The 23257-nt window shown below is 43.8% G+C and carries 20 protein-coding genes; 17 read left to right on the plus strand and 3 right to left on the minus strand.

The window, feature by feature from the left end; all coding sequences use genetic code 11:
- The gene (locus tag ACQEXS_RS00475) at window positions 1-738 is read right to left on the minus strand and encodes a TonB family protein (protein WP_427012466.1); all 738 of its coding nucleotides are present in this window, start codon (window positions 736-738) and stop codon (window positions 1-3) included.
- A 226-nt stretch (window positions 739-964) separates the two neighbouring features.
- On the opposite strand from ACQEXS_RS00475, the gene hutW reads away from it, so the two are divergent.
- The 5 genes from hutW (at window position 965) to ACQEXS_RS00500 (ending at window position 6036) form a co-directional block, all read left to right on the plus strand.
- A complete protein-coding gene (gene hutW / locus ACQEXS_RS00480; RefSeq protein ID WP_427012811.1) occupies window positions 965-2302 on the plus strand; it encodes a heme anaerobic degradation radical SAM methyltransferase ChuW/HutW in 1338 nt (445 codons plus the stop codon).
- A gap of 26 nt (window positions 2303-2328) precedes the next feature.
- Window positions 2329-2850, plus strand: a complete 522-nt coding sequence (gene hutX / locus ACQEXS_RS00485) for a heme utilization cystosolic carrier protein HutX (protein WP_427010963.1) — start codon at window positions 2329-2331, stop codon at window positions 2848-2850.
- On the plus strand, window positions 2847-3437 hold the full coding sequence (hutZ, locus tag ACQEXS_RS00490; RefSeq protein ID WP_427012467.1) for a heme utilization protein HutZ: 591 nt from the start codon (window positions 2847-2849) through the stop codon (window positions 3435-3437). Before hutX ends, hutZ begins: the two co-directional genes overlap by 4 nt.
- 78 nt (window positions 3438-3515) lie before the next feature.
- Window positions 3516-5684: a TonB-dependent hemoglobin/transferrin/lactoferrin family receptor gene (locus ACQEXS_RS00495; protein WP_427012468.1), complete on the plus strand. Its 2169-nt coding sequence runs from the start codon at window positions 3516-3518 to the stop codon at window positions 5682-5684.
- Between the two features lie 118 nt (window positions 5685-5802).
- Complete coding sequence (locus ACQEXS_RS00500; protein WP_367988542.1) at window positions 5803-6036, plus strand: DUF2789 domain-containing protein; 234 nt, start codon at window positions 5803-5805, stop codon at window positions 6034-6036.
- A gap of 9 nt (window positions 6037-6045) precedes the next feature.
- On the opposite strand, the gene ACQEXS_RS00505 is transcribed toward ACQEXS_RS00500, so the two are convergent.
- Together ACQEXS_RS00505 and ACQEXS_RS00510 are read right to left on the minus strand one after the other, a co-directional pair.
- Window positions 6046-7392 carry a sigma-54-dependent transcriptional regulator gene (locus ACQEXS_RS00505; RefSeq protein ID WP_427012812.1) on the minus strand — a complete coding sequence of 449 codons (1347 nt, stop codon included), beginning with the start codon at window positions 7390-7392 and terminating at the stop codon, window positions 6046-6048.
- A complete protein-coding gene (locus ACQEXS_RS00510; RefSeq protein ID WP_427012813.1) occupies window positions 7392-9173 on the minus strand; it encodes a sensor histidine kinase in 1782 nt (593 codons plus the stop codon). Before ACQEXS_RS00510 ends, ACQEXS_RS00505 begins: the two co-directional genes overlap by 1 nt.
- A 504-nt stretch (window positions 9174-9677) precedes the next feature.
- On the opposite strand from ACQEXS_RS00510, the gene tig reads away from it, so the two are divergent.
- From tig to lapB, 12 genes are all read left to right on the plus strand, one after another.
- Window positions 9678-10982: a trigger factor gene (gene tig / locus ACQEXS_RS00515; protein WP_427012469.1), complete on the plus strand. Its 1305-nt coding sequence runs from the start codon at window positions 9678-9680 to the stop codon at window positions 10980-10982.
- Between the two features lie 103 nt (window positions 10983-11085).
- Window positions 11086-11712, plus strand: coding sequence for an ATP-dependent Clp endopeptidase proteolytic subunit ClpP (gene clpP, locus ACQEXS_RS00520; RefSeq protein ID WP_367988544.1), 627 nt, complete (start codon window positions 11086-11088; stop codon window positions 11710-11712).
- 82 nt (window positions 11713-11794) lie between these two features.
- Window positions 11795-13078: an ATP-dependent protease ATP-binding subunit ClpX gene (gene clpX / locus ACQEXS_RS00525; protein WP_367988545.1), complete on the plus strand. Its 1284-nt coding sequence runs from the start codon at window positions 11795-11797 to the stop codon at window positions 13076-13078.
- 116 nt (window positions 13079-13194) lie between these two features.
- Window positions 13195-15546, plus strand: coding sequence for an endopeptidase La (gene lon / locus ACQEXS_RS00530; protein WP_427010960.1), 2352 nt, complete (start codon window positions 13195-13197; stop codon window positions 15544-15546).
- Between the two features lie 194 nt (window positions 15547-15740).
- Window positions 15741-16013 (plus strand): HU family DNA-binding protein, encoded by a 273-nt coding sequence (locus tag ACQEXS_RS00535; protein ID WP_367988547.1) that lies wholly within the window; start codon window positions 15741-15743, stop codon window positions 16011-16013.
- A gap of 164 nt (window positions 16014-16177) precedes the next feature.
- Window positions 16178-18037: a peptidylprolyl isomerase gene (gene ppiD, locus ACQEXS_RS00540; RefSeq protein WP_427012470.1), complete on the plus strand. Its 1860-nt coding sequence runs from the start codon at window positions 16178-16180 to the stop codon at window positions 18035-18037.
- A 137-nt stretch (window positions 18038-18174) separates the two neighbouring features.
- Complete coding sequence (locus ACQEXS_RS00545; protein ID WP_367988549.1) at window positions 18175-18474, plus strand: ComEA family DNA-binding protein; 300 nt, start codon at window positions 18175-18177, stop codon at window positions 18472-18474.
- A 154-nt stretch (window positions 18475-18628) separates the two neighbouring features.
- Window positions 18629-19309, plus strand: coding sequence for a (d)CMP kinase (gene cmk / locus ACQEXS_RS00550; RefSeq protein ID WP_367988550.1), 681 nt, complete (start codon window positions 18629-18631; stop codon window positions 19307-19309).
- 105 nt (window positions 19310-19414) lie between these two features.
- A complete protein-coding gene (gene rpsA, locus ACQEXS_RS00555) occupies window positions 19415-21085 on the plus strand; it encodes a 30S ribosomal protein S1 (RefSeq protein WP_367988551.1) in 1671 nt (556 codons plus the stop codon).
- A gap of 215 nt (window positions 21086-21300) precedes the next feature.
- The gene (gene ihfB, locus ACQEXS_RS00560) at window positions 21301-21582 is read left to right on the plus strand and encodes an integration host factor subunit beta (RefSeq protein ID WP_367988552.1); all 282 of its coding nucleotides are present in this window, start codon (window positions 21301-21303) and stop codon (window positions 21580-21582) included.
- 136 nt (window positions 21583-21718) lie between these two features.
- Complete coding sequence (locus ACQEXS_RS00565) at window positions 21719-21994, plus strand: LapA family protein (RefSeq protein ID WP_367988553.1); 276 nt, start codon at window positions 21719-21721, stop codon at window positions 21992-21994.
- A gap of 28 nt (window positions 21995-22022) precedes the next feature.
- Window positions 22023-23192 (plus strand): lipopolysaccharide assembly protein LapB, encoded by a 1170-nt coding sequence (gene lapB / locus ACQEXS_RS00570; RefSeq protein WP_427010958.1) that lies wholly within the window; start codon window positions 22023-22025, stop codon window positions 23190-23192.
- Window positions 23193-23257 lie beyond the last annotated feature (65 nt).

Below are 23257 nucleotides of genomic sequence, written 5' to 3' on the forward strand. Positions count from 1 at the left end.
CTACTGTAATTGGAAATTAATTGGAATATGTACGCGATGGGCAATGGCTTGCCCTTGTTCAATCTGCCGAGAGAACTGCCATTGCTTGATGGTTTTTAGTGCGCGCTCATCGAGTACGCGATGCCCACTGGATTGAAGAATTCTGCGTTTTATCTGCTTTCCGTCTTTATCTAACCAGACTTCTATCATTGTTCTTCCTTCGAGCCCTTGTTTGCGTGCCAGCTTGGGATACGTCACCGGTGTTGGGCGGGCGCTGAATTTTGGCTTGTTAATCAATACGGGGGCTCGGCTCTCCGCTGCGGCTTGTGTCGGAGTTTCAGTTTTCGGTTTAGGTGGTTTTTTTTCAGTGATTGGCGACGGTTTTTCTGGCGCCGTGTTAGCGACCTTTTGCACGGTAGCCTTGGGTTTAGTTGGGACGACCTTAGGTTTTGTGGGCAAAGGTTTAACCTTCTTTACCGCCGCTTTGTTCTTATTAAGTGTTTTTGCATTCTGCGTTGTTTTTGATATTGGTTTTGTAACCACGGGTTCGGTGGGTGCTTTTTGGGGTTCCGGTTTATCAACGGCGGTTTTTTCTACACTCGGTTCACGGATAACGCGCGTCATTAATTGAATTTGTAATGATTGATTACCTTGCTCGGTGGACACCTTTATGGCTTTTTTTTCTGGCGTATAAGAGAGTGCAATGCCATGAATAAGGCATGCAATCAAGCCAGCAATAAGATACCGAAACTTTGCCATTTTTGGTTACCGTGTTGAGGAAGTCATAGAGCAAATAATACTTATTATCTATTAAATAAAAATGAGATCAAATATCATTTGCATTATCATTAACGATCGGTATTATAGCGAACAATATTCTTATTAACAATTTTATAAACGTATGCTTTTTTTAATTTTTATTGCTTGAGCTTATTTAAAAAGCCAAGCCTAAAGTTAAGAGCATAAGGCGGTAGTTATGAAGCCAATGATTTTTGATGTATCAGATGAGCAGATAGTGGGGAGAGACTCTCCTGATCCGCTGCGTTTTGCGTTTTCTGCTAAAACAGGGCCACATGCTGGTGGTGCTATGGTGCCGATATCGCCTGAAAAAACGCAAGTGGCTATAGACGCTGCTCTGCACAGCCGTGGTCAGTCAGGGAGTCGTTGTCTTTATATTCATATTCCGTTTTGCCGCGTACGTTGTACCTACTGTAATTTCTTCCAATACGCCTCAAGTGGCAAACTGATCGCCGATTACTTTCAAGCATTGGTTGCAGAGATCAAGAGAAAATCTGCTTATCCATGGACGCAGAGTCATCCATTTCAAGCGGTGTATGTCGGTGGGGGAACCCCTACTGATTTGAGCGCTGAACAAATTCAGCAATTGGGTGATTTGATACATCATCACTTCCCATTGACACCTGACTGTGAAATTACCCTTGAGGGGCGAGTCAATCGATTTGATGAAGCAAAATTTGAATCCGCATTAGAAGGCGGCTTCAACCGTTTTTCTCTTGGTGTTCAAAGTTTTGATACCAAGGTGCGTCGGGCCGCAAAACGCCTAGACGATGGCGATGTGGTGATGGAGACCCTGCAGAAAATGGTGCGTTATAACGCAGCGCCCATTGTGATCGATTTACTTTACGGTTTGCCACATCAAACGTTAGAACTCTGGCAACGTGACTTGGCGTTTTATCTGGAGTCAGGCGTAGATGGTGTTGACCTATACCAATTGCTTGAGCTGCAAAACCTGCCGATGGCTCGCCTGATCGAACAAGGGAAACTTCCCAACCCAGCAGACACCGCCACCAAAGCTACCATGTTTGAAATGGGTGTGGCGTATATGGCTGAGCATCATCAAAGAAGGCTTAGCGTCAATCATTGGGCATCAGGGAATCGAGAGCGCAGCATCTACAATAGTTTGGCAAAAACCAATGCAGAGGTGCTGCCGATAGGGGCTGGTGCGGGAGGTCACTTTAATGGCATCAGCACGATGCAGTATCGAGATATGACGTCATATATTGAAGCGATTGACCAAACCCTCATTCCCGCTGCGATGGCGTTTCGTGCCGATCAAAATGCTGCGATTCATAATAACCTTAAGGCCGCTTTTGATCAGGGTGTTTTGCTCAAACACCATTTCGGTGAATGGTTTGATGCGTTGATGCCACTTTTCAAAGCTTGGCAAACGCGTGGTTTAGTCAACATTACCCCACAAGCCGTTGAACTCACACTCGCTGGCCAGTTTTGGGCTGTCAATCTCGCCAGTAACGCTATCAAAGTTATTCAAAGTCAAGCGACAGCAGTGGCTGATGTCGCTTAAGTAAACACGAAGTCATTGGAGAAAACATGTACACCACTTGTTCTGAAACAGAAGTAAAACACAAAGTGAATGAAGCCCTTGCCAAGGATACCGCAACACCTGTTTCAGAGATGTCACACCAACTGGGACTATCTGAAGGCGCGATTACTTTTGCCCTGCCTGATGAGATGGTCACTCGCGTATCTGGAGAACATGCGCAAACCATTTTGGAGCAGTTACCAGAATGGGGCAACGTAACCACGATTGTTCACTCGTTTGGTTCCATCTTTGAAAGCAAAGCCCGCTTTCCAAAAGGCAAATTAGCTCATGGTTATTACAACTTGATGGGGAAGGAAGGTGAGCTCCATGGTCACCTTCGCTTAGATTTAGTTCAACATATTGCCTTTGTCAGCAAACCGTTTCGCGGCATGGAAAGTCATTACATTGGCTTTTTCAATGGTGAAGGTGATTGTGTCTTTAAGGTGTATGTAGGACGAGACAAAAAGCGTCAACTACTCGCGGAACAAGTGGAGGCATTTACGCAGATGAAAACGGAGTTTGCCGCATGAAGGATCAAAGTCAGCCAACAAAAGTACAACAAGAGCCACTAGCAGAGCGTGAAGAAATCCGCCGTGAGCGCCTACAAAACCGTTTAGAACCTGAGATCCAAGCGTTTCGTGATTCCAGACAAACATTGCAACTGGCGACAATCAGTGCGGACGGTACGCCTAATGCAACTTATGCGCCTTTCGCTTTTGATAGCCAAGCCTATTACATCCTAGTGAGTGATCTTGCTGCACATGGCAAAAATCTTAAAACCAACCGCAATGTTTCCATTTTGATGATTGAAGATGAAAGTGAATGCAAGCAAGTCTATGCTCGCAAGCGCTTAACGTTTGATACGCATGCGGAATTAGTAAACAAAGAGGAACACGCGTGGTCTCGTGGCGTGGCTTCATTAAAAGCACGCTTTGGAGACATTGTTGACAACCTGAGCCAGCTTGGTGATTTCAATTTGTATCGGTTGGTTCCTGAATCCGGACGTTACGTGAAAGGGTTTGGGCAGGCGTTTGAAGTTTCTGGGAATGATTTGCTTGATTTTGTCCATCTGACAGAAGGGCATGTAAAAGCAGAGAAAGCACGTTTGAAGCAATAACTACACGAAGAACTAAGTTCACTCAAACATCAATCATTATAGCCGAGTGTAACTTACCTTATTGAAATGGATACATTCATGATTAAGCAAACACAATTAGCTCTGGTTGTTGGTGCTGTGCTCGCCGCTCCTGCCATTGCTGAAGAAGTCTACTCGTTTGATGAAGTTGTCGTTTCCGCAACGCGCATTGAACAAGATAAGGAAGATATCTCTTCTTCTGTTGCGGTTGTCGATCGCAAGCAGTTGGATGAAACCATGACTTCAACGCTAAAAGACACATTGAAATACACGCCGGGCGTTGATGCACAAGGTGGTGGGCGCTTTGGCGTCTCTGGTTTTAATATCCGTGGTATGGAAGACAGTCGGGTTAAAGTTATGGTGGATGGGGTGCAACAACCTGTGCCTTATAACCCAGGCGCAAGCCAGCAACGCAAATTCCCTAACACGATTGAAACCGATACTTTGGTCGCAGTGGAAGTGAATAAGGGGCCATCGTCCAGTCTGTATGGTTCTGATGCATTGGGTGGCGTTGTGTTGTTCCGTACCAAGAATCCGGATGATGTTTTGGTAACAGAAGGAGACGAACATCGCTTTGGCATCAAAACCAGTTATGCATCAGTCAATAACGAGTTTAAGAATACGCTAACTTGGGCGATGCGTCAGGGCGATTGGGAAACCATTGCCATGCTCACGTATGCTGATGGTAATGAGTATCAGACTCATGGTGATGGGGCGAATATTCTGGGGCCGGATCGCGGCGCAGCGGATCCTGCGGATTCAACGCTATACAATGGGCTGATAAAAGCTTTCTATCAAGCCAACGAAGCCCACCGACTTGGTTTAACATTTGAATATTACGATTACCAGTATGATTCGTTCTTAGCCTCCGAAGAAGGCTATGAGATCATGCCGACGTTTGTTTATTCCGACTCGTCGGTAAAAGATAACAATACCAGAATGCGTATGGGCTTCGAACACGAATGGACCATGAATACAGTGGTTGCTGATGAGTTGCTGTGGAAACTCAGTTATCAGCAGACCGAAAGCCATTCAGACAATTACGACACAACCAATTTTGCTGGTAGGCCTCCGATGATGCCTGCGTATAACGATCGTCGTCGTAATCGCCAACGTATTTCCAGTGATGACTCGATTCAGTTTGATGCTCAGTTTAATAAAATCGCTGCGGCGGATACGTATTATCATCAGATCACATATGGTGCCAGCTATCTTGAAAACAAATTCTCTTTAAAGAATACCGACTACTTTATTGCAAGTGGTCAAGCTGGGGTTCCTGATGGTCAGGTGAAACCGGGCAGTACCGGGTTGCCGAATGCGGATGTGCGCCAGTGGGGGATCTTTGTACAAGATCAACTCTTCCTACTTGATGAAACATTAGTCCTGTCTGCTGGTTTGCGATATGACGCTTTTAAAACGTCTCCTGAAACCTCGGATGGTTATGATATCGATCATCAAGGAAACAAGAATGATGCGTTGACTGGTCGTCTTGGCATGGTTTATCACGTTGCAGATCTATTCAGCCCATATGCACAAATCAGCCAAGGTTTTAAAGCGCCAACGGTGTACGACTTGTACTACCACTACAGTGAAGGTGCCATTTTTGAAGGTAATCCGGATCTTGAAGCGGAAGAAAGCTTGTCTTATGAGCTCGGTTTCCGGGGTGAAAACCAACGCCTGCAGTATGAAGTGAGTGCGTTTTATAACGACTATAAGAACTTCATCACCAGTGACAAGATAGGTGAAGAAGCAGACAAAGACGTCATCACGATGGAAAACCTTGATGAAGCCGAAATTTATGGGGCAGAGTTTGCAACAACAGTATTAGGGCCCCAAGGTATCTATAGTCGTTTAAGTCTTGCTTATGCCAAAGGCAAAGATAAAAAAACGGGTCACCAATTAGACTCGGTAGCGCCGTTCACCGCTAATATAGGCATTGGCTACACGGCTAACAGTGAAAAGTATGGTGCATTATTGAACTACAAGTGGGTAGCGAAGAAAGACGAATGGCAAGATGAAGACAATATTGACGCGCCTTCGTATAACATCGTCGATCTGACCGCTTACTATCGTCCAATGCAGGATATGACGCTGCGTGCGGGGCTATTCAACGTCTTCGATGAAAAGTACTGGTTGTACAAAGATCTGAAAGGTGAAGACGAAGGGCTGGATGATTTCGATACCCAAGCCGGCCGTAACTGGGGGATCAGCATGGAATACAACTTCTAACCTGTTTTCGCCGGAGTAATTTTAAGGGCACAAGATGTGCCCTTTTTTAATTATCCGCACCAGAAAAATACCAACTAGACTATAAAAGTGAACGCTCAAAGAGGTGGGAGGGCATAGTATGGAAATTCAACCGCATACGATTCCGGAACTGTTTAGCCAACTTGGACTGGGCAGCAGTGACGATGAAATTCGAGATTTCGTTGAACACCACAATGGTTTAGTGGTTGGCACGGCGCTGCATGAAGCGTTTTTCTGGAGTGCATCGCAAGCGGCATTTTTAAAAGAAGCAATTGAAGATGATGCCGATTGGGCAGAAGTTGTCGATCAACTTGATGTCATGCTAAGGCACTGATTCAGTGCCTTAACTATCGTTTTTAAAGTCATTCTTATCGAGCTCGTAGCGTTGCATTTTGTCGTAGAGTGTTTTTCTCGCAAGCTGTAGTTTTTCCATCGTAGTTTTGATACTGCCACCAGTATCATTCAGCGCTTGTTCGATTAAGCTTCTTTCATACTCCGCAACTAACTCTGCTAATCCGCGCTGTACATCATCGGCATTACTTACGCCATCTTCTTGGATCAGCTTACCTAGTAATACAAATCGTTCGGCTGTGTTTCGCAGCTCTCTCACATTACCGGGCCATTCGTGCCTAAGAAGTTGTTGAAGGGCGCTTTCTGGTAAAGCGGGGGCGGTTTTACCGTAACGTGCGGCGGCGACTAAAAGGAAATGGTGAAATAGGGTTGCAATGTCTTCTTTTCGTGCCCTGAGCGGCGGTAGGTCAAGGGTGACGATATTTAGCCGGTAATACAGATCTTCTCTAAATGTTCCTTCAGCTGAAGCTTGTTTGAGATCGACTTTGGTTGCGGCGATCACTCGGATATCGATTGGAATCAGTTCATTTGAGCCAACACGTTCAATCACGCGCTCTTGCAGAACCCTAAGTAAGCGAATTTGAGCTTGAAGTGGCATGGATTCGATTTCATCCAGAAAAAGTGTGCCTCCATGAGCGTGCTCAAACTTACCCACCCGTTTTTTATCAGCGCCGGTAAATGCTCCTTTTTCGTGTCCAAATAACTCACTTTCAATCAGGTTTTCGGCAACGGCACCACAATTAATCGCGACAAAGTTTTTTTCTCGACGTTGACTTTGCTCGTGGATAGAACGTGCGAATAGCTCTTTACCTGTGCCCGTTTCACCAAACAGCAAAATATCTGCGTGGGTATCTGCAATATGGGCGACGGTTTCACGTAGATTTTGAATCGCAGGGGTATCACCAATGATTCTAGGGCCGAGTGTCTGGCTTGCTTTTAAATTACGTTTCAGTGCTTGGTTTTCTAAAGTCAGTTCACGCTTTTCTAGGGCACGATTGGTCGTGTCGATCAAGCGCTCAATGGCAAAGGGTTTTTCAATAAAGTCATACGCGCCACTGCGCAGCGCATTGACTGCCATGGAGATATCACCATGACCTGTGATCAAAATAACCGGAACTTCACCGTCTTGATGCAAAATTGAAGAGAGTAGGTTTTCACCAGAAATACCGGGTAAACAAATATCGCTGATGACTACCTTGGGCATGCCATGTTGTTTGATTGCCAATAATGCTTGTTCAGCATCCGCAAAAAAACAGGCATTAATCTCTTCTAATTCGAAACTTTGTGCGATTGCTGTGCGGATATCGCTTTCATCATCAATAAAAAAAACGTCGTACATCATGCGTCCTTTCTTGGCAGTGTTAAGGTAAATCGAGCACCACCCATTGGGTTGTGACTCACACTTAAATCGCCGTTCATGGCTTGTAAAATTTGTTGTGAGATCGAGAGGCCTAAACCAAGTCCATTCTTCTTGGTGGTATAGAAAGGTTCAAACAATCTTTCTATTTTCTCTTTGGCAATCCCGGGGCCATTATCATCAATATGGATCAAAACAAGGGATGCTTCGACATCACAACTCACAATAACAACACGTTCAATTTGTTCAGCCACGGCTTGCAACGCATTGTTAACAAGGTTAATGACCACTTGCTCTAACTGAATTGGGTTAACCTCTACTTGAATATCATGAGGGTATGGGGCGAGTGTAAATTGCACGCGGCTGGATTTGATTTGTGGTGCAAGCAACTCTTCTGCTGATCTTAACACCGTCCCAATCGTAACCAGATGACGTTCTCTGGACTCAGATTTACGTGCGAATGATTTTAATTGATCGCTGATTTTGGCCATTCTGTCGGTTAGCTTAGAAATCCGTTCGAGGTTTTCATCAACACGGTCAAACTTGTCATGGTTAAGAAAGCGACGACCATTATCCGCAAAGCTACGAATGGCCGCGAGTGGGTTATTCAGCTCGTGACTGATGCTAGCGGACATTTGCCCAAGAATTGCCAGCTTGGCTGCTTGGATGAGTTCATCTTGGGTTTGTCGCAAAGCATGTTCGGTTTTAGTTCGTTCATGCACTTGCGCTTGTAACTCAGCGGTGCGTTCCATGACGAGAAACTCGAGCTTCTGCTTTGCTTCGGATTGCAATTGTTCAAACTGTCGTTGTTTGAGCTGTCGATGGTGTAGCAACAACATCACCAAGTAGCCAATGACAAACACCATGCTGAGTACCAAAGCAAAGCCAGCCGTTGCCCAAAACAAATGCATCTTGGGGGTGAGCACTCGGATATTAAGCTGCAAGGCGGGAAGTGGACGTGTCGAAATGATGAAATCTCCGTTTAACCAACCTTGGTAAGGGTTGATTAACTCAGTTACTGGTTTGGATAGATCACCAACAAGGCCAAGAGAGCGTATTGGTTTGTCGAGGTATTGTCGGCTGTTGAGAATGGTGTTTCGCTCGGCCTCATTTAATGTGGTTAAGCTTTTAAATAACCACTGATTGTTACTCGACATAAAAATTACATTCAGTGGGTCGGTTGCCACAAAGTAACTTTGCTTACTTTTCCAATTCTCTTCTATTGCGGAAAGATCCATTTTTATGACGATGACACCAATGATCTCCGCCGCGTAAATTACAGGGTAGGAGTAGTAATACCCACGTTGTCCCGATGTCGAGCCGAGCGCGTAGTATTGGCTTGCCTTGCCCGTGATAGCATTTGCAAAATAAGGACGCCAAGCAAAGTTTCGTGAAATGAAAGAGCGTGGCAGGTTCCAATTGCTTGTTGCAATGGTGGTGCCGATATTATTTAGCAAGTAGGTATCTGCGGCTTGTATGACATTGTTGACTTGCTGCAAATAGCGATTGGTGATCTCGATTTGTGCCGGGTTATTGGTATCCAGTAATGCTTGTACGAGCTCTTTATCTTTTGACAGTAACTGAGGAAGGTGGGCGTACTTATCGAGCTTGGCTGAAATATGGCTGGCAAAACGATCCAACTGCGCTTGATGTTCATCCAATAACGACTGATGCTGATAGCTCCAATAGAAGTGACAACCAAGCACCAAGAACAGGAGATACAGCGTCAGGAGATAAAAACGAGCCCGGCGAAATGTCACTATACTGGTCCTTCCGTTGTATCAAAACCTATCTTCATAGGGTAAGTTTTTTTGTTACAAAGGTGTTTAAAAAGATTACGAAATTGCGCGACAAAACAGGACTTAGATCTCTTTTTAGTTTTTAATTTAAAAAAAAGCCTAGTTTCTCTTGAAAAACAGATTAATGTCCCCATTTCTGTGAACATTGCCAGCTTAATTGCTCGTTTTAGTAGCAGTTAAGTGAGAATTTAGGAGTTTACGCACCCTATATCTTGGTTCGGCTCGACAGCTTAGAGCTTGGCCGTTAGAATGCTGCGTCTAAATTTTTATCCTGAGACTAATCGGAGATACCTTTGAACCCAATTAGGGTGAATAAAGATATCGCTAATTAGTACGATAGCTGAATCATCAACTATCGATTCTCTATTTATATAGGTGCTCTTGGAGTACGAATAAGGATGTGGTTACGCGAATTAAGCGTGACCCATATGCTCAGCTTCGCTGAGCCAGTTTTGAGGTTAAAGAACAATGCAAGTTACTGTTGAAACGCTAGAAGGCCTAGAGCGCCGTCTAAACATTACTGTTCCTGCTGCTAACATCGAAGATGCTGTAACAGCGGAACTACGCAACATCGCAAAAAACCGTCGTTTCGATGGTTTCCGTAAAGGTAAAGTGCCTCTAAAAATGGTTGCGAAGATGTACGGCAAAGCAGTACGTCAAGACGTTCTAGGTGAAGTAATGCAACGCCACTTCATCGAAGCGATCGTTAAAGAAAAAATCAACCCAGCTGGCGCACCTACATTTGCACCAGTAGAAAACAAAGAAGGTGAAGACCTTGTTTTCAACGCGACTTTTGAAGTTTACCCAGAAGTTGAGCTAAAAGGTCTTGAAACTATCGCAGTTGAAAAACCACTGACTGAAGTAAAAGATGCAGACGTAGAAGAGATGATCGAAACGCTACGTAAACAACAAGCATCTTGGGCTGAAGTTGAAGAAGCAGCAGAAGCTGGTAAGCGTGCAATTATCGACTTCGTTGGTTCTATCGACGGTGAAGAGTTTGAAGGCGGTAAAGCTGAGAACTTTCCTCTAGAGATGGGTGCTGGCCGCATGATCCCTGGTTTTGAAGACGGTATCGCAGGTAAGACTGCTGGTATGGAATTCGAAATCGACGTAACTTTCCCAGAAGATTACCACGCTGAAAACCTAAAAGGTAAAGCAGCTAAGTTTGCTATCAAAGTAAACAAAGTAGAAGCTCGCGAACTTCCAGAAATTAACGATGAGTTCGTTGCTAAGTTTGGTGTTGCAGAAGGCGGTGTTGACGCACTTAAAGCTGAAGTTCGTAAGAACATGGAACGCGAACTTAAGCAAGCTGTTAAAAACCGCATCAAAGAGCAAGCGATTGACGGTCTAGTTAAAGAAAACGACATCGATGTTCCTGCTGCACTTATCGATCAAGAAATCGGTACACTACGTCAGCAAGCAGCTCAACGTTTCGGCGGTAACCCAGAAGCAGCAGCTCAACTACCACGTGAACTGTTCGAAGAGCAAGCAAAACGCCGTGTAATGGTTGGTCTTCTACTAGGTGAAGTAATCAAGTCTGAAGAGCTAAAAGCTGATGAAGACAAAGTGAAAGCACTTATCGAAGAGATGGCAACTGCTTACGAAGATCCATCAGAAGTTGTTGCTTACTACGAGCAAAACGAACAGATGATGAACAACATGCGTAACGTTGCTCTAGAAGAGCAAGCTATCGACGCGATCATCGCTAAAGCACAGGTTACTGAAAAAGACGTTAGCTTCAACGAGCTAATGAACCAACCTGCTGCTCAATAAGCAATATCTTGCGTAGAAAAGTTGACTAACCGTTAACTATTCTGCTAACAATGGTCCGTATGATACACATCATCCGGGCCATTTATTTTAGGGATATAAGAATATGAGCTACCAAGAAAAAAATGCAATGTCGCCAATTTTAGACGCGCTAGTACCCATGGTGGTGGAACAAACTTCCCGTGGTGAACGTTCTTACGATATTTATTCTCGTTTGCTAAAAGAGCGTGTGATTTTCTTAACCGGTCAAGTAGAAGACCACATGGCAAACCTTGTCGTTGCTCAGCTGCTTTTCCTTGAGTCTGAAAATCCAGACAAAGACATCTTCCTATACATTAACTCGCCAGGTGGTAGCGTAACCGCAGGTATGTCTATCTACGACACAATGCAGTTTATCAAGCCAAATGTGAGCACAGTGTGTATGGGCCAAGCGTGTTCAATGGGCGCATTCCTATTAGCAGGTGGTGCACCAGGTAAACGTTATGTATTACCAAATTCACGTGTGATGATCCACCAACCTCTAGGTGGTTTCCAAGGTCAGGCATCTGATATTCAGATCCATGCGCAAGAAATTCTGACAATTAAACAGAAGCTGAATAAGTTGCTGGCTGAACACACGGGACAGCCTCTGGAAATCATTGAAAGAGATACTGATCGCGACAACTTTATGTCTGCCGATCAAGCAGTAGAATATGGTTTAGTGGACGCGGTTTTAACACATCGCGGTGAATGATCTGAGCCAAATTGTTTAGCGCAATTCGGTTTAAATTGATATACACTCAAATCATAGATAGTAAAGGCTAAGAGGTTAGCGAATGACTGATAAAAGCAAAGAGAGCGGTAGTAGTAAACTTCTTTACTGCTCTTTCTGCGGTAAAAGCCAGCACGAAGTTCGCAAGCTAATCGCCGGTCCTTCCGTATACATTTGTGATGAATGTGTCGACTTATGTAACGACATTATTCGCGAAGAAATCAAAGATGTTCTGCCGAAAAAACAATCTGAAGCGTTGCCAACGCCTAAAGAAATTCGTGAACATCTTGACGATTATGTGATTGGCCAAGATTACGCAAAGAAAGTGCTAGCGGTTGCCGTTTATAACCACTATAAGCGTTTACGAAATGGAGACACAACGAGTGAAGGGGTAGAGCTTGGTAAAAGTAATATCCTACTAATTGGTCCAACTGGTAGTGGTAAAACACTTCTGGCAGAGACCCTCGCTCGTTTCCTCGATGTACCATTCACAATGGCGGATGCTACCACACTAACCGAAGCCGGTTATGTGGGTGAAGATGTTGAAAACATCATTCAAAAGCTTCTGCAAAAATGTGACTACGACGTAGCGAAAGCTGAGCGCGGTATTGTGTACATCGATGAAATCGACAAGATTTCTCGTAAAGCAGAAAACCCATCTATCACTCGAGACGTGTCGGGTGAAGGTGTACAGCAAGCATTGTTGAAACTTATTGAAGGTACGGTTGCATCGGTTCCGCCACAAGGTGGTCGTAAGCATCCACAACAAGAATTCTTACAAGTCGATACTTCTAAGATCTTGTTCATTTGTGGTGGTGCATTTGCCGGTCTCGATAAAGTTATCGAGCAACGTGTTGCAACGGGTACTGGTATCGGTTTTGGTGCCGAGGTGCGCTCAAAAGATGAGTCAAAATCACTCAGCGATCTATTCCAGAAAGTGGAACCTGAAGACTTAGTGAAATACGGTTTGATTCCAGAGTTCATTGGTCGTCTTCCTGTGACTACCACTTTGACCGAACTGGATGAAGACGCATTGATTCAAATTCTTTGCGAACCAAAGAATGCACTGACCAAACAGTATGCGGCACTATTTGAATTAGAAGATGCTGAACTTGAGTTCCGTGAAGACGCTTTACGCGCTATTGCTAAAAAAGCAATGGAACGTAAGACAGGAGCTCGTGGCCTTCGTTCAATTCTTGAAGGTGTGTTGCTTGAAACTATGTATGAGCTGCCATCAACCACCGATGTAAGTAAGGTGGTTATTGATGAATCAGTGATCAATGGTGAATCGGAACCATTGCTGATTTACAGCAATACAGACAACCAAGCCGCAGGCGCTGAATCTTAATTTCACATCAAATTGTAAAGGAGGTATCAAATACCTCCTTTTTTTTATTCTTCCATTGAATCCAACTAATTAGCCCCCATATACTGCTCATAAGACTAAGCGGAAGAGAGAATAATATGAACTTGGAACGTTCCGAACGTATCGAGATCCCTGTACTACCTCTAAGAGATGTAGTCGTTTACCCGCACATGGTAATTCCTTTGTTTGTTGGCCGAGAAAAATCCATTGCTTGCCTTGAAGCTGCGATGGATAACAACAAACAAGTACTGCTTGTGGCACAAAAGCAAGCGGATACCGATGAGCCATCAAAAGACGATCTATTCGAAGTTGGTACCATAGCGACGATACTACAGTTGTTAAAGTTACCTGATGGTACCGTAAAGGTGTTGGTAGAAGGTCAACAACGAGCAAAGATTCATCAATTTATCGACAACGACTTTTTTGTCGCTGACGCTGAGTACTTAGTGACATCTGAACTTGATGAACGTGAGCAAGAAGTGATTGTTCGCAGTGCCATCAACCAGTTTGAAGGTTTCATTAAGCTTAATAAGAAGATCCCACCAGAAGTACTGACCTCACTAAACGGTATTGATGAAGCAGCCCGCTTAGCAGATACCATCGCTGCTCACATGCCGCTTAAACTGGCGGACAAGCAGAAAGTTTTGCAACTACTTGATGTGACAGAGCGTCTTGAATTTCTGATGGGGCAAATGGAGTCAGAAATCGATCTGCTTCAAGTCGAAAAACGCATTCGTGGTCGCGTGAAAAAGCAGATGGAAAAATCTCAGCGCGAATACTACCTGAATGAGCAGATGAAGGCGATTCAGAAAGAACTGGGTGAAAGCGAAGACGGTGTAGATGAGTTCGAAGTTCTGAAACAAAAGATCGAAGATTCAAAAATGCCACAAGAAGCACGTGAGAAGACTGAACAAGAGCTACAAAAGCTTAAAATGATGTCTCCGATGTCTGCTGAAGCTACCGTAGTTCGTGGCTACATCGACTGGATGGTTGGAGTTCCTTGGAATAAGCGTTCTAAGGTTAAGAAGAATCTCGCCAAAGCCGAAGAAATCTTAAATGAAGACCATTATGGTCTTGAGCGTGTGAAAGAGCGAATTCTTGAGTATCTTGCAGTTCAAAACCGTATTAACAAACTTAAAGGACCGATTTTATGTTTGGTCGGTCCTCCAGGTGTCGGTAAAACTTCTTTAGGACGCTCCATCGCTGCGGCTACAGGTCGTAAATATACGCGTATGGCATTGGGCGGCGTACGTGATGAGGCTGAAATTCGAGGCCACCGTCGTACTTATATTGGTTCTATGCCGGGTAAGTTGATCCAGAAGATGTCGAAAGTTGGTGTGAAAAATCCACTGTTCCTTTTAGATGAAATCGACAAGATGTCTTCAGATATGCGTGGCGATCCATCTTCAGCTCTGCTTGAAGTTCTGGATCCGGAACAAAACAATGCGTTTAACGATCACTATTTAGAAGTTGATTATGACCTATCTGATGTGATGTTCGTGGCAACGTCGAACTCGATGGACATTCCTGGGCCGCTACTAGACCGTATGGAAGTGATTCGTCTATCTGGCTACACAGAAGACGAGAAACTGAACATCGCGAAGCGTCACCTTGTTGAGAAGCAAGTGAAACGTAATGGTTTGAAGCCAAACGAAATCACGATCGAAGACTCAGCCATTATCGGCATTATTCGTTACTACACGCGTGAAGCGGGTGTGCGTAGTCTAGAGCGTGAAATTTCTAAGATCTGCCGTAAAGCTGTGAAGAATATCTTGCTGGATACGAGCCTGAAATCCGTCACAGTAACGATGGATAACCTTAAAGAATATCTAGGCGTTCAACGTCATGATTTCGGGAAAGCGGACGACAGCAACCGTATCGGTCAAGTAACAGGTTTAGCTTGGACGCAAGTTGGCGGTGACCTTCTAACGATCGAAACGGAAGCGATGCCGGGTAAAGGCAAGCTGACACAAACTGGTTCTCTTGGCGATGTCATGAAAGAGTCTATCCAAGCGGCAATGACGGTAGTACGTTCACGTGCAGAGAAACTTGGTATCAACTCAGACTTTTATGAAAAACGTGATATCCACGTACATGTACCAGAAGGTGCAACACCGAAAGATGGTCCAAGTGCCGGTATTGCAATGTGTACTGCGCTAGTTTCTAGCTTAACGGGTAACCCAGTAAAAGCGGAAGTGGGCATGACAGGTGAAATCACTCTACGTGGTGAAGTTCTACCTATCGGTGGTCTGAAAGAGAAGCTCTTAGCAGCACATCGCGGCGGCATAAAAACGGTTCTCATTCCAAAGGACAATGAACGTGATCTGGAAGACATTCCGGACAATGTTATTGCTGACTTAAAGGTAATTCCAGTTCAATGGATCGATGAGGTATTGAAGGTTGCACTCGAAAAAGAGCCTTCAGGCGTTGAATTTACTAGTGCAAAATAGTGATGTGTAGCAAAAATAAGTAAAAGATTACGCTGATAAGTCGAAAAAGTCTTGTCAGCTTTTTTTTGTAGAGCTAACGTTACCAACTATAGCTTGAAGCCTTGCTGGACTTGGCTTCAAGCTAGATACAAAACCGAAATGGAACAAAAGCTATCTTTAAAAAATAATAATAGGTAGCGTAAAGGGGAATCACAGTGAATAAAACACAATTAGTAGAAAAAATTGCAGAGAATGCAGATCTTTCTAAAGCATCAGCAGGTCGTGCTTTAGACGCAGTAATTGAAGCCGTAAGCGATACGCTTAAGTCTGGTGATCAAGTTGCTCTTGTTGGCTTTGGTACTTTCAGTGTACGTACACGTGCTGCACGTACTGGTCGTAATCCAAAAACAGGTGAAGAAATTCAGATCGCTGAAGCTAAAGTACCATCTTTCAAAGCTGGTAAAGCACTAAAAGACGCTTGTAACTAATTTATCGCTTCTTTTTTCGAGTATTTTCGAACCTTTTTAAAATATGCGCATCATACTGATGCGCATTTCTTTTTCTGGTATTATCGCGCTATTAATTTTTTATTTTTAACGTATGTCGTGTTAGCAGCGGTTAATACGAGTTTTATGCGGAGAGTGGCTTAAGTATGATGGAGCGATTACGCGAAGGCGTTAACAGCATCGCCGTTAAAATTATTCTGGGACTTATCATCCTATCGTTTGTATTTGCTGGTGTAGGTAGTTACCTCGTTTCTGGAGGTAATAACGCAGCTGCAAAAGTTGGTAACACAGAGATTGCTCGAGGTGAGTTTGAACAAGCTTATCAAAATGAGCGCAATCGTATGCAAAGCCAGTTAGGGGATTACTTTTCAAACTTGCTTGGGGACCCAAGCTATGTGGAGTCTTTCCGTCGTTCTGTGCTTGATCGCATGGTAAATGATGTGTTGCTTGAACAGCATGCAGAATCACTGGGACTACGTGTAAGCGATGCTCAAGTACGCCAGATGATTTTGGATATGCCACAATTTCAAGTAGAAGGTAAGTTTGACCAAGAAATTTATCAATCTGCTCTTCGTCGTGCAGGATTCTCTGCAGAAAGTTTTGCTGAATATCTGCGTGGTGATTTGGTTCGCAACCAGCTGCTAACAGCAATTCAGGGTAGTGATTTCTCACTGCCAGGTGAAGTCAATGCACAAAGTAAATTGCTAACACAAACTCGTGATGTTCGAACTGTCAAATTATCGCTAGCTGATTTTGCGAGCAAAGTTGAGTTATCAGAAGATGAGATTCAGCAATATTACGAGCAAAACCCTGAACGTTACACTCGTCCTGAACAGGCTAAAATTGCATATGTTGAGCTTTCGGCTGAGCAGTTGAAATCAGCTATTTCTGTTTCTGATGAAGAAGCAAAGAAATACTATGACGAGCACCTTGATAAATATTCATCAGAAGAGCAACGTAAAGTTAGTCACATTCTAATTGAAGGGGACGATGAAACTAAGGCTCAAGCGATTCTAGATGAATTGAATGCTGGTGCTGATTTTGCGAAATTGGCTGAAGAAAAATCGAACGACTTTGGTAGTGCAGAAGAAGGTGGTTCACTAGGTTGGATCGAACGTGACGTGATGGATCCCGCGTTTGAAAAAGCGGCTTTTGCTCTAGAGAATGTTGGTGATGTTTCTAGCTTAGTTAAATCAGATTTTGGTTACCACATTATTAAGCTTGACGAGCTCAAAGATTCAGTTGCTAAACCTTTTGATGAAGTTGCATCTGACATCAAACAAGAGTTGAAAGATCAGCAAGCTGTTGATCAATTCTATGAGCTGCAGAGTGAATTAGAGAAAATTGCGTTTGAGTACCCAGATTCGCTAGATGATGCAGCTAAAGCAGTAAGCCAACCGATTCATACAACTGACTTTATTTCTCAAGCAGACGCACCTGAGCTGTTAAAAACTCCAGCTGTAATGCAAGCTATTCTGAGTCCTGAAGTTAAAGAAGACGGTCTAAACTCAGAAGTCATCGAAGTTGCGCCTGAACACATTATTGTTGTTCGCGTGGAAGACGTTCGTGATGAAATGGTATTGCCTTTAAATGATGTGCGTGAGCAAGTTGTTGCCCAACTATCTAAAGTAAAAGGTGAACAACAAGCGCTTGAACTGGCTACAGGGTTAGTGGCTGAGCTTAAAGAAGGCAAGCAAACACTTCTTAATGAAAAAGGCCTTGAGTTCGGTGATGTAGAGAAGTTAGATCGTAGCTCTCCTTTGGCTGACGTTGTATTCGCAATGAGCAAGCCAGAAGAGGGTAAGGTTGAGTTTGCTCAAGCCAAAGACTTCAATGGTGATATCGTCGTTATAGAATTAGCTAAAGTAGAGGCCTCTGCTGATGCGCAATATAATGACCAAATTGGCACGCAATTGACTCAGATGAACGCACAGCAAGATCTAGCTGGTTTATTGAGCATCCTACGCCACACTATTGATATCGAATACTACATCGTGAACCAATAACGATTTCAATGTAATTGATAAGTAAATTAAAACGGGCTGCATTTGCAGCCCGTTTTGTTTTTATTTTGTGTTGATACTTCCAAATGCAAGACATGGTTATGTTGGCACTACCTCTGTGTCATGAAAAAGGAAGCAATATGAAAATCAAAAACTATTTGGTTGGTCTGGTGATCGTTTTGGGGCTGCTTAGTGGGATGGCTTATGCGACAGATAAAGCAACCGATAAATATGAAGGTATAGAGCTGACGGTTAACGTTAATTCTGCTTCAGCTGAGGAAATCGCTGCATTATTGAAAGGTATTGGTTTGAAAAAAGCTCAGCGAATTGTCGAATATCGAGAACTGAACGGTCATTTTTCGAAAGTTGAAGACTTGGCAAATGTAAAAGGTATCGGCAGTGGTACGCTCGAAAAAAATAAAGAGCGTATCAAGTTGTAAAACACTATAGGGCGGGGGAATCATTGAGTTCCTCCGCTTATAAGTAAATTCTTTATATTCCTCGCTAGCACCATTCTCCCAATGCCTTTATACTTTCCCGCTTGAAAAGTCTGGCCTCCAACGAGGTAGATCATCAATTAAATTGGAGTAAAACATGTCTTCTCACACACCGGTAGTCACTGTGGATGGCCCAAGTGGTGCAGGCAAAGGCACACTTTGTATGCTATTGGCTAAAAAGCTAGGATTTCAATTGCTCGATTCAGGCGCTATTTATCGAGTGCTTGCACTTGCTGCAATCCATCATGGTGTCGATATCAACTCAGAAGATGCGTTAGTACCTCTAGCTACTCACCTAGATGTTCAGTTTATCGCAGAAGGTGATTTGGTTAAGGTTATTCTCGAAGGTGAGGATGTGTCCGGTGAGCTTCGTAAAGAAGAAACGGGGATGGCTGCATCAAAAGTAGCTGCTTTCCCAAGGGTACGAGAAGCTCTACTACGAAGACAAAGAGCATTTGCCGAGGGCGTTGGTCTTGTTGCCGATGGCCGTGATATGGGGACGGTTGTTTTCCCTCAAGCCGAAGTGAAAATTTTCCTTGATGCAAGCGCTGAAGAGCGAGCGAATCGTCGCCTTAAACAGTTGCAAGGCAAAGGGTTAGATGTTAAATTTGACGACCTTTTGAGCGAGATCCAAGAGCGAGATCACAGAGATCGTAATCGCTCGGTCGCGCCATTGCGTCCCGCTGAGGATGCACTTTTGTTGGATTCTACTACGATGAGTATCGACGAAGTAGTAGAAAAAGCACTACAATATATCGAATCTAAGCTAGTAGCTTAAGGGCTGCTAGGTCAGAGCGTTGGCCGCAAGGATGATGGCTGGCGAAGTTAATAACCCCATGTGGTAGGAAACCCGTGGACGTTTAATTTATTGAAGATTAAATAAATGACTGAATCTTTTGCTCAACTCTTTGAAGAGTTTCTAAACGAGACTGAATTCCAACAAGGTACTATCGTTAAAGGTACTGTAGTAGCTATCGAGAACGGTTTCGTTCTTGTTGACGCTGGTCTTAAGTCTGAGTCTGCAATCCCTGCTGAACAATTCAAGAACGCTGCTGGCGAACTTGAAGTTGAAGTTGGTTCTGAAGTAGACGTAGCTCTAGACGCTGTTGAAGACGGTTTCGGTGAAACTCAGCTTTCTCGTGAGAAAGCGAAGCGTCACGAAGCTTGGATCGTTCTTGAGAAAGCTTACGAAGAAGCTGAAACTGTTGTTGGTATCATCAACGGTAAAGTTAAAGGCGGTTTCACTGTTGAACTAAACGGTATCCGTGCTTTCCTTCCTGGTTCTCTAGTAGACGTACGTCCTATCCGTGACACTGCTCACCTAGAAAACAAAGAGCTAGAGTTCAAAGTTATCAAACTTGACCAGAAGCGCAACAACGTAGTTGTTTCTCGTCGCGCAGTTATCGAATCTGAAAACAGCGTTGAACGTGATGAACTTCTAGAAACTCTACAAGAAGGTTCTGAAGTTAAAGGTATCGTTAAGAACCTTACTGACTACGGTGCGTTCGTAGATCTAGGCGGTGTTGACGGCCTTCTACACATCACAGATATGGCTTGGAAGCGTGTTAAACACCCATCTGAGATCGTAAACGTTGGTGATGAAATCCTAGTTAAAGTTCTTAAGTTCGATCGTGAGCGCACTCGTGTATCACTAGGTCTTAAGCAGCTAGGTGAAGATCCATGGGTAGCAATCGCTAAGCGTTACCCAGAAGGTCACAAACTATCTGGTCGCGTTACTAACCTAACTGACTACGGCTGTTTCGTTGAAATCGAAGAAGGCGTTGAAGGTCTAGTACACGTTTCAGAAATGGATTGGACTAACAAGAACATCCACCCATCTAAAGTTGTCAATGTTGGCGACGAAGTTGAGGTTATGGTTCTTGAGATCGACGAAGAACGTCGTCGTATTTCTCTAGGTCTGAAACAGTGTAAAGCTAACCCATGGCAGTCATTCGCTGAAGCGCAAGCTAAAGGCGACAAAGTAACTGGTAAGATCAAGTCTATCACTGACTTCGGTATCTTCATCGGTCTAGAAGGCGGCATCGACGGTCTAGTTCACCTATCTGACATCTCTTGGAACGTTCCAGGTGAAGAAGCTGTACGTGAGTACAAGAAAGGTGACGAGATCTCTGCAGTTGTTCTAGCAGTAGACGCAGAGCGTGAGCGTATCTCTCTAGGCGTTAAGCAAATGGAAAATGACCCATTCAATGCTTACGTATCTGAGAAGAAGAAAGGTGCTCTAGTTAACGGTACTGTTACTTCTGTTGACGCTAAAGGCGCGACAATCGAACTAGAAGAAGGCGTTGAAGGTTACATCCGTGCGTCTGAAGTAGCTCGTGACCGCGTTGAAGATGCTTCTCTAATCCTAAGTGTTGGTGACAGCGTTGAAGCGAAGTTCACAGGTGTTGACCGTAAGAACCGCGTAATCAACCTATCTATCAAAGCTAAAGACGAAGCTGAAGAGCAAGAAGCAATGGCTTCACTGAACAAGCAAGATGATGCTTCATTCGGTAACGCTATGGCTGACGCTTTCAAAGCAGCTAAAGGCGAGTAATTTACTCTGCTAAAGCCAGAAAAAAGGAGCCGAAAGGCTCCTTTTTTATCGAATGACGTAGAACAATACTAATTCCAATAACGTTAGAGTTGTGAGAACAGTCACTTCGCACAAACCACATTTTGATTAAATTTTGACTAGAATTTAAAGCAAGTGTTTGTTGGAATTGGTATTACTTACTATAATAAGTGATAAATTACTCTATGAGGGAAACTATGACTAAGTCTGAATTAATAGAAAGACTCTGTGCTGAACAAACTCACCTTTCAGCGAAAGAGATCGAAGACGCAGTGAAAGATATCCTAGAACATATGGCGACGACTCTAGAGCGTGGTGACAGAATCGAAATCCGAGGTTTTGGTAGTTTCTCTCTGCATTATCGTGAGCCACGTGTTGGGCGCAATCCAAAAACTGGTGATAAAGTGGAGCTTGAAGGAAAATTTGTTCCTCACTTTAAGCCAGGAAAAGAGCTGAGAGAGCGCGTTAATCTAGGCTAATCTTATTTAAGAGACATGTGAAGCGGCATACTTTTGGTATGCCGCTTTTTTATCATGGAGAAAGCGCTGAAATCATGGTTTGTTTCAAGCTTTTACTGCATAATCGTAGCGGCAATTACTGGAAAGGTGATGGACTATGAAAATTATAAAAATTGTTATCGCGCTTGCGCTATTTCTTATTGCTTTAGCATTAGGCTCTCAAAATCAAGCGGTGGTAACGTTTAACTATCTTATTGCACAAGGCGATTTCCACTTATCTACATTACTTGGCGGAGTATTCGTGGTAGGATTTGCACTGGCTTGGGCGATTTTTGGTAGCTTACATCTAAAATCTCGACTGCAAATTCGTAAGCTGAATAAGCAACTAAATAAGCTATCCGCCTCACAGCCTATTGAAGAAAATAAAGCGTAATCAAAGTTATAGGTAGGCTTTTCACTCAATGCTGGAAATACTCTTCTTGTTGTTGCCGATTGCTGCAGCTTATGGCTGGTATATGGGTAATCGCAGTGCTCAGCAAGACAAGCAGAAGCAATCCCATCAAATATCCCGTCAGTATGTGACGGGATTAAACTTGCTGCTTTCTGATCAATCCGATAAAGCTGTTGACCACTTTATTGAATTGTTGCAAGTTGACAACGACACGATTGATACTCACTTGGCTCTAGGCAACCTATTCCGCTCCCGGGGAGAGGTTGACCGCGCGATCCGTATTCACCAAAATCTAATCTCTCGTTCTGGTCTGACTATTGACCAAAAAAACATCGCGCTCCAACAACTTGCCAAAGATTACATGGCGTCAGGGTTTCTCGACCGAGCAGAACGTATTTTCGAACAGTTGGTCGATGAACCCGATCACAAAGAAGCGGCTCTGCAACAGTTAGTGGCGATTTATCAACAGACAAGAGAATGGAATAAAGCCATTCATTACGCGTCACTGCTTGTTAAATTAGGCAGAAAGCGAATGAAAACATCAATTGCCCATTTCTGCTGTGAACTAGCAATGCAAGAAAAAGCTGATGGGAATGATGCGAAAGCCATTCAATACTTCAAACGTGCGTTAGATGAAGATGCAAAATGTGCTCGTGCTAGCATCGCTTTGGGTAAGCTATACCTAGAGAACGAAGATTACACCAACACCATTAAGTATATGGAGATGGTGCTGGAGCAAGATACCGACTTTATTAGTGAAGTTTTACCAACTTTAGCGGATTGCTATCACCATTTAGGCCGCGAAGATGAACTATTAGATTTTCTGCGCCAGTGTATTGCAAACAAAGCAGGTGTGTCTGCCGAGCTAATGTTGGCTCAACTGGTTGCTCAACATGAAGGTGTTGGTGCAGCTCAAGAACTTCTTACACGTCAGCTAGTGAAAAACCCAACCATGAAGGGCTTTTATCGTTTGATGGACTACCATCTGGCTGATGCAGAAGAAGGACGTGCTAAAGCGAGCTTAGGCACTTTACAGAAGCTCGTTGGAGAACAATTAAAAGTTAAGCCTCATTACCGATGCCGGAAGTGTGGTTTCTCAACTCATTCAATGTATTGGCATTGCCCTTCCTGTAAAGGGTGGGGGACGATTAAGCCAATCCGTGGATTGGATGGTGAATAGTTTTTAATGCAGTTGACAGTTTCTGTCAGCTGCATTTTTTTATGTATAGATAACCTGTTAGGAGA

The sequence above is a fragment of the Vibrio sp. TRT 17S01 genome (genome assembly GCF_050113695.1).
Lineage (GTDB): Bacteria > Pseudomonadota > Gammaproteobacteria > Enterobacterales > Vibrionaceae > Vibrio.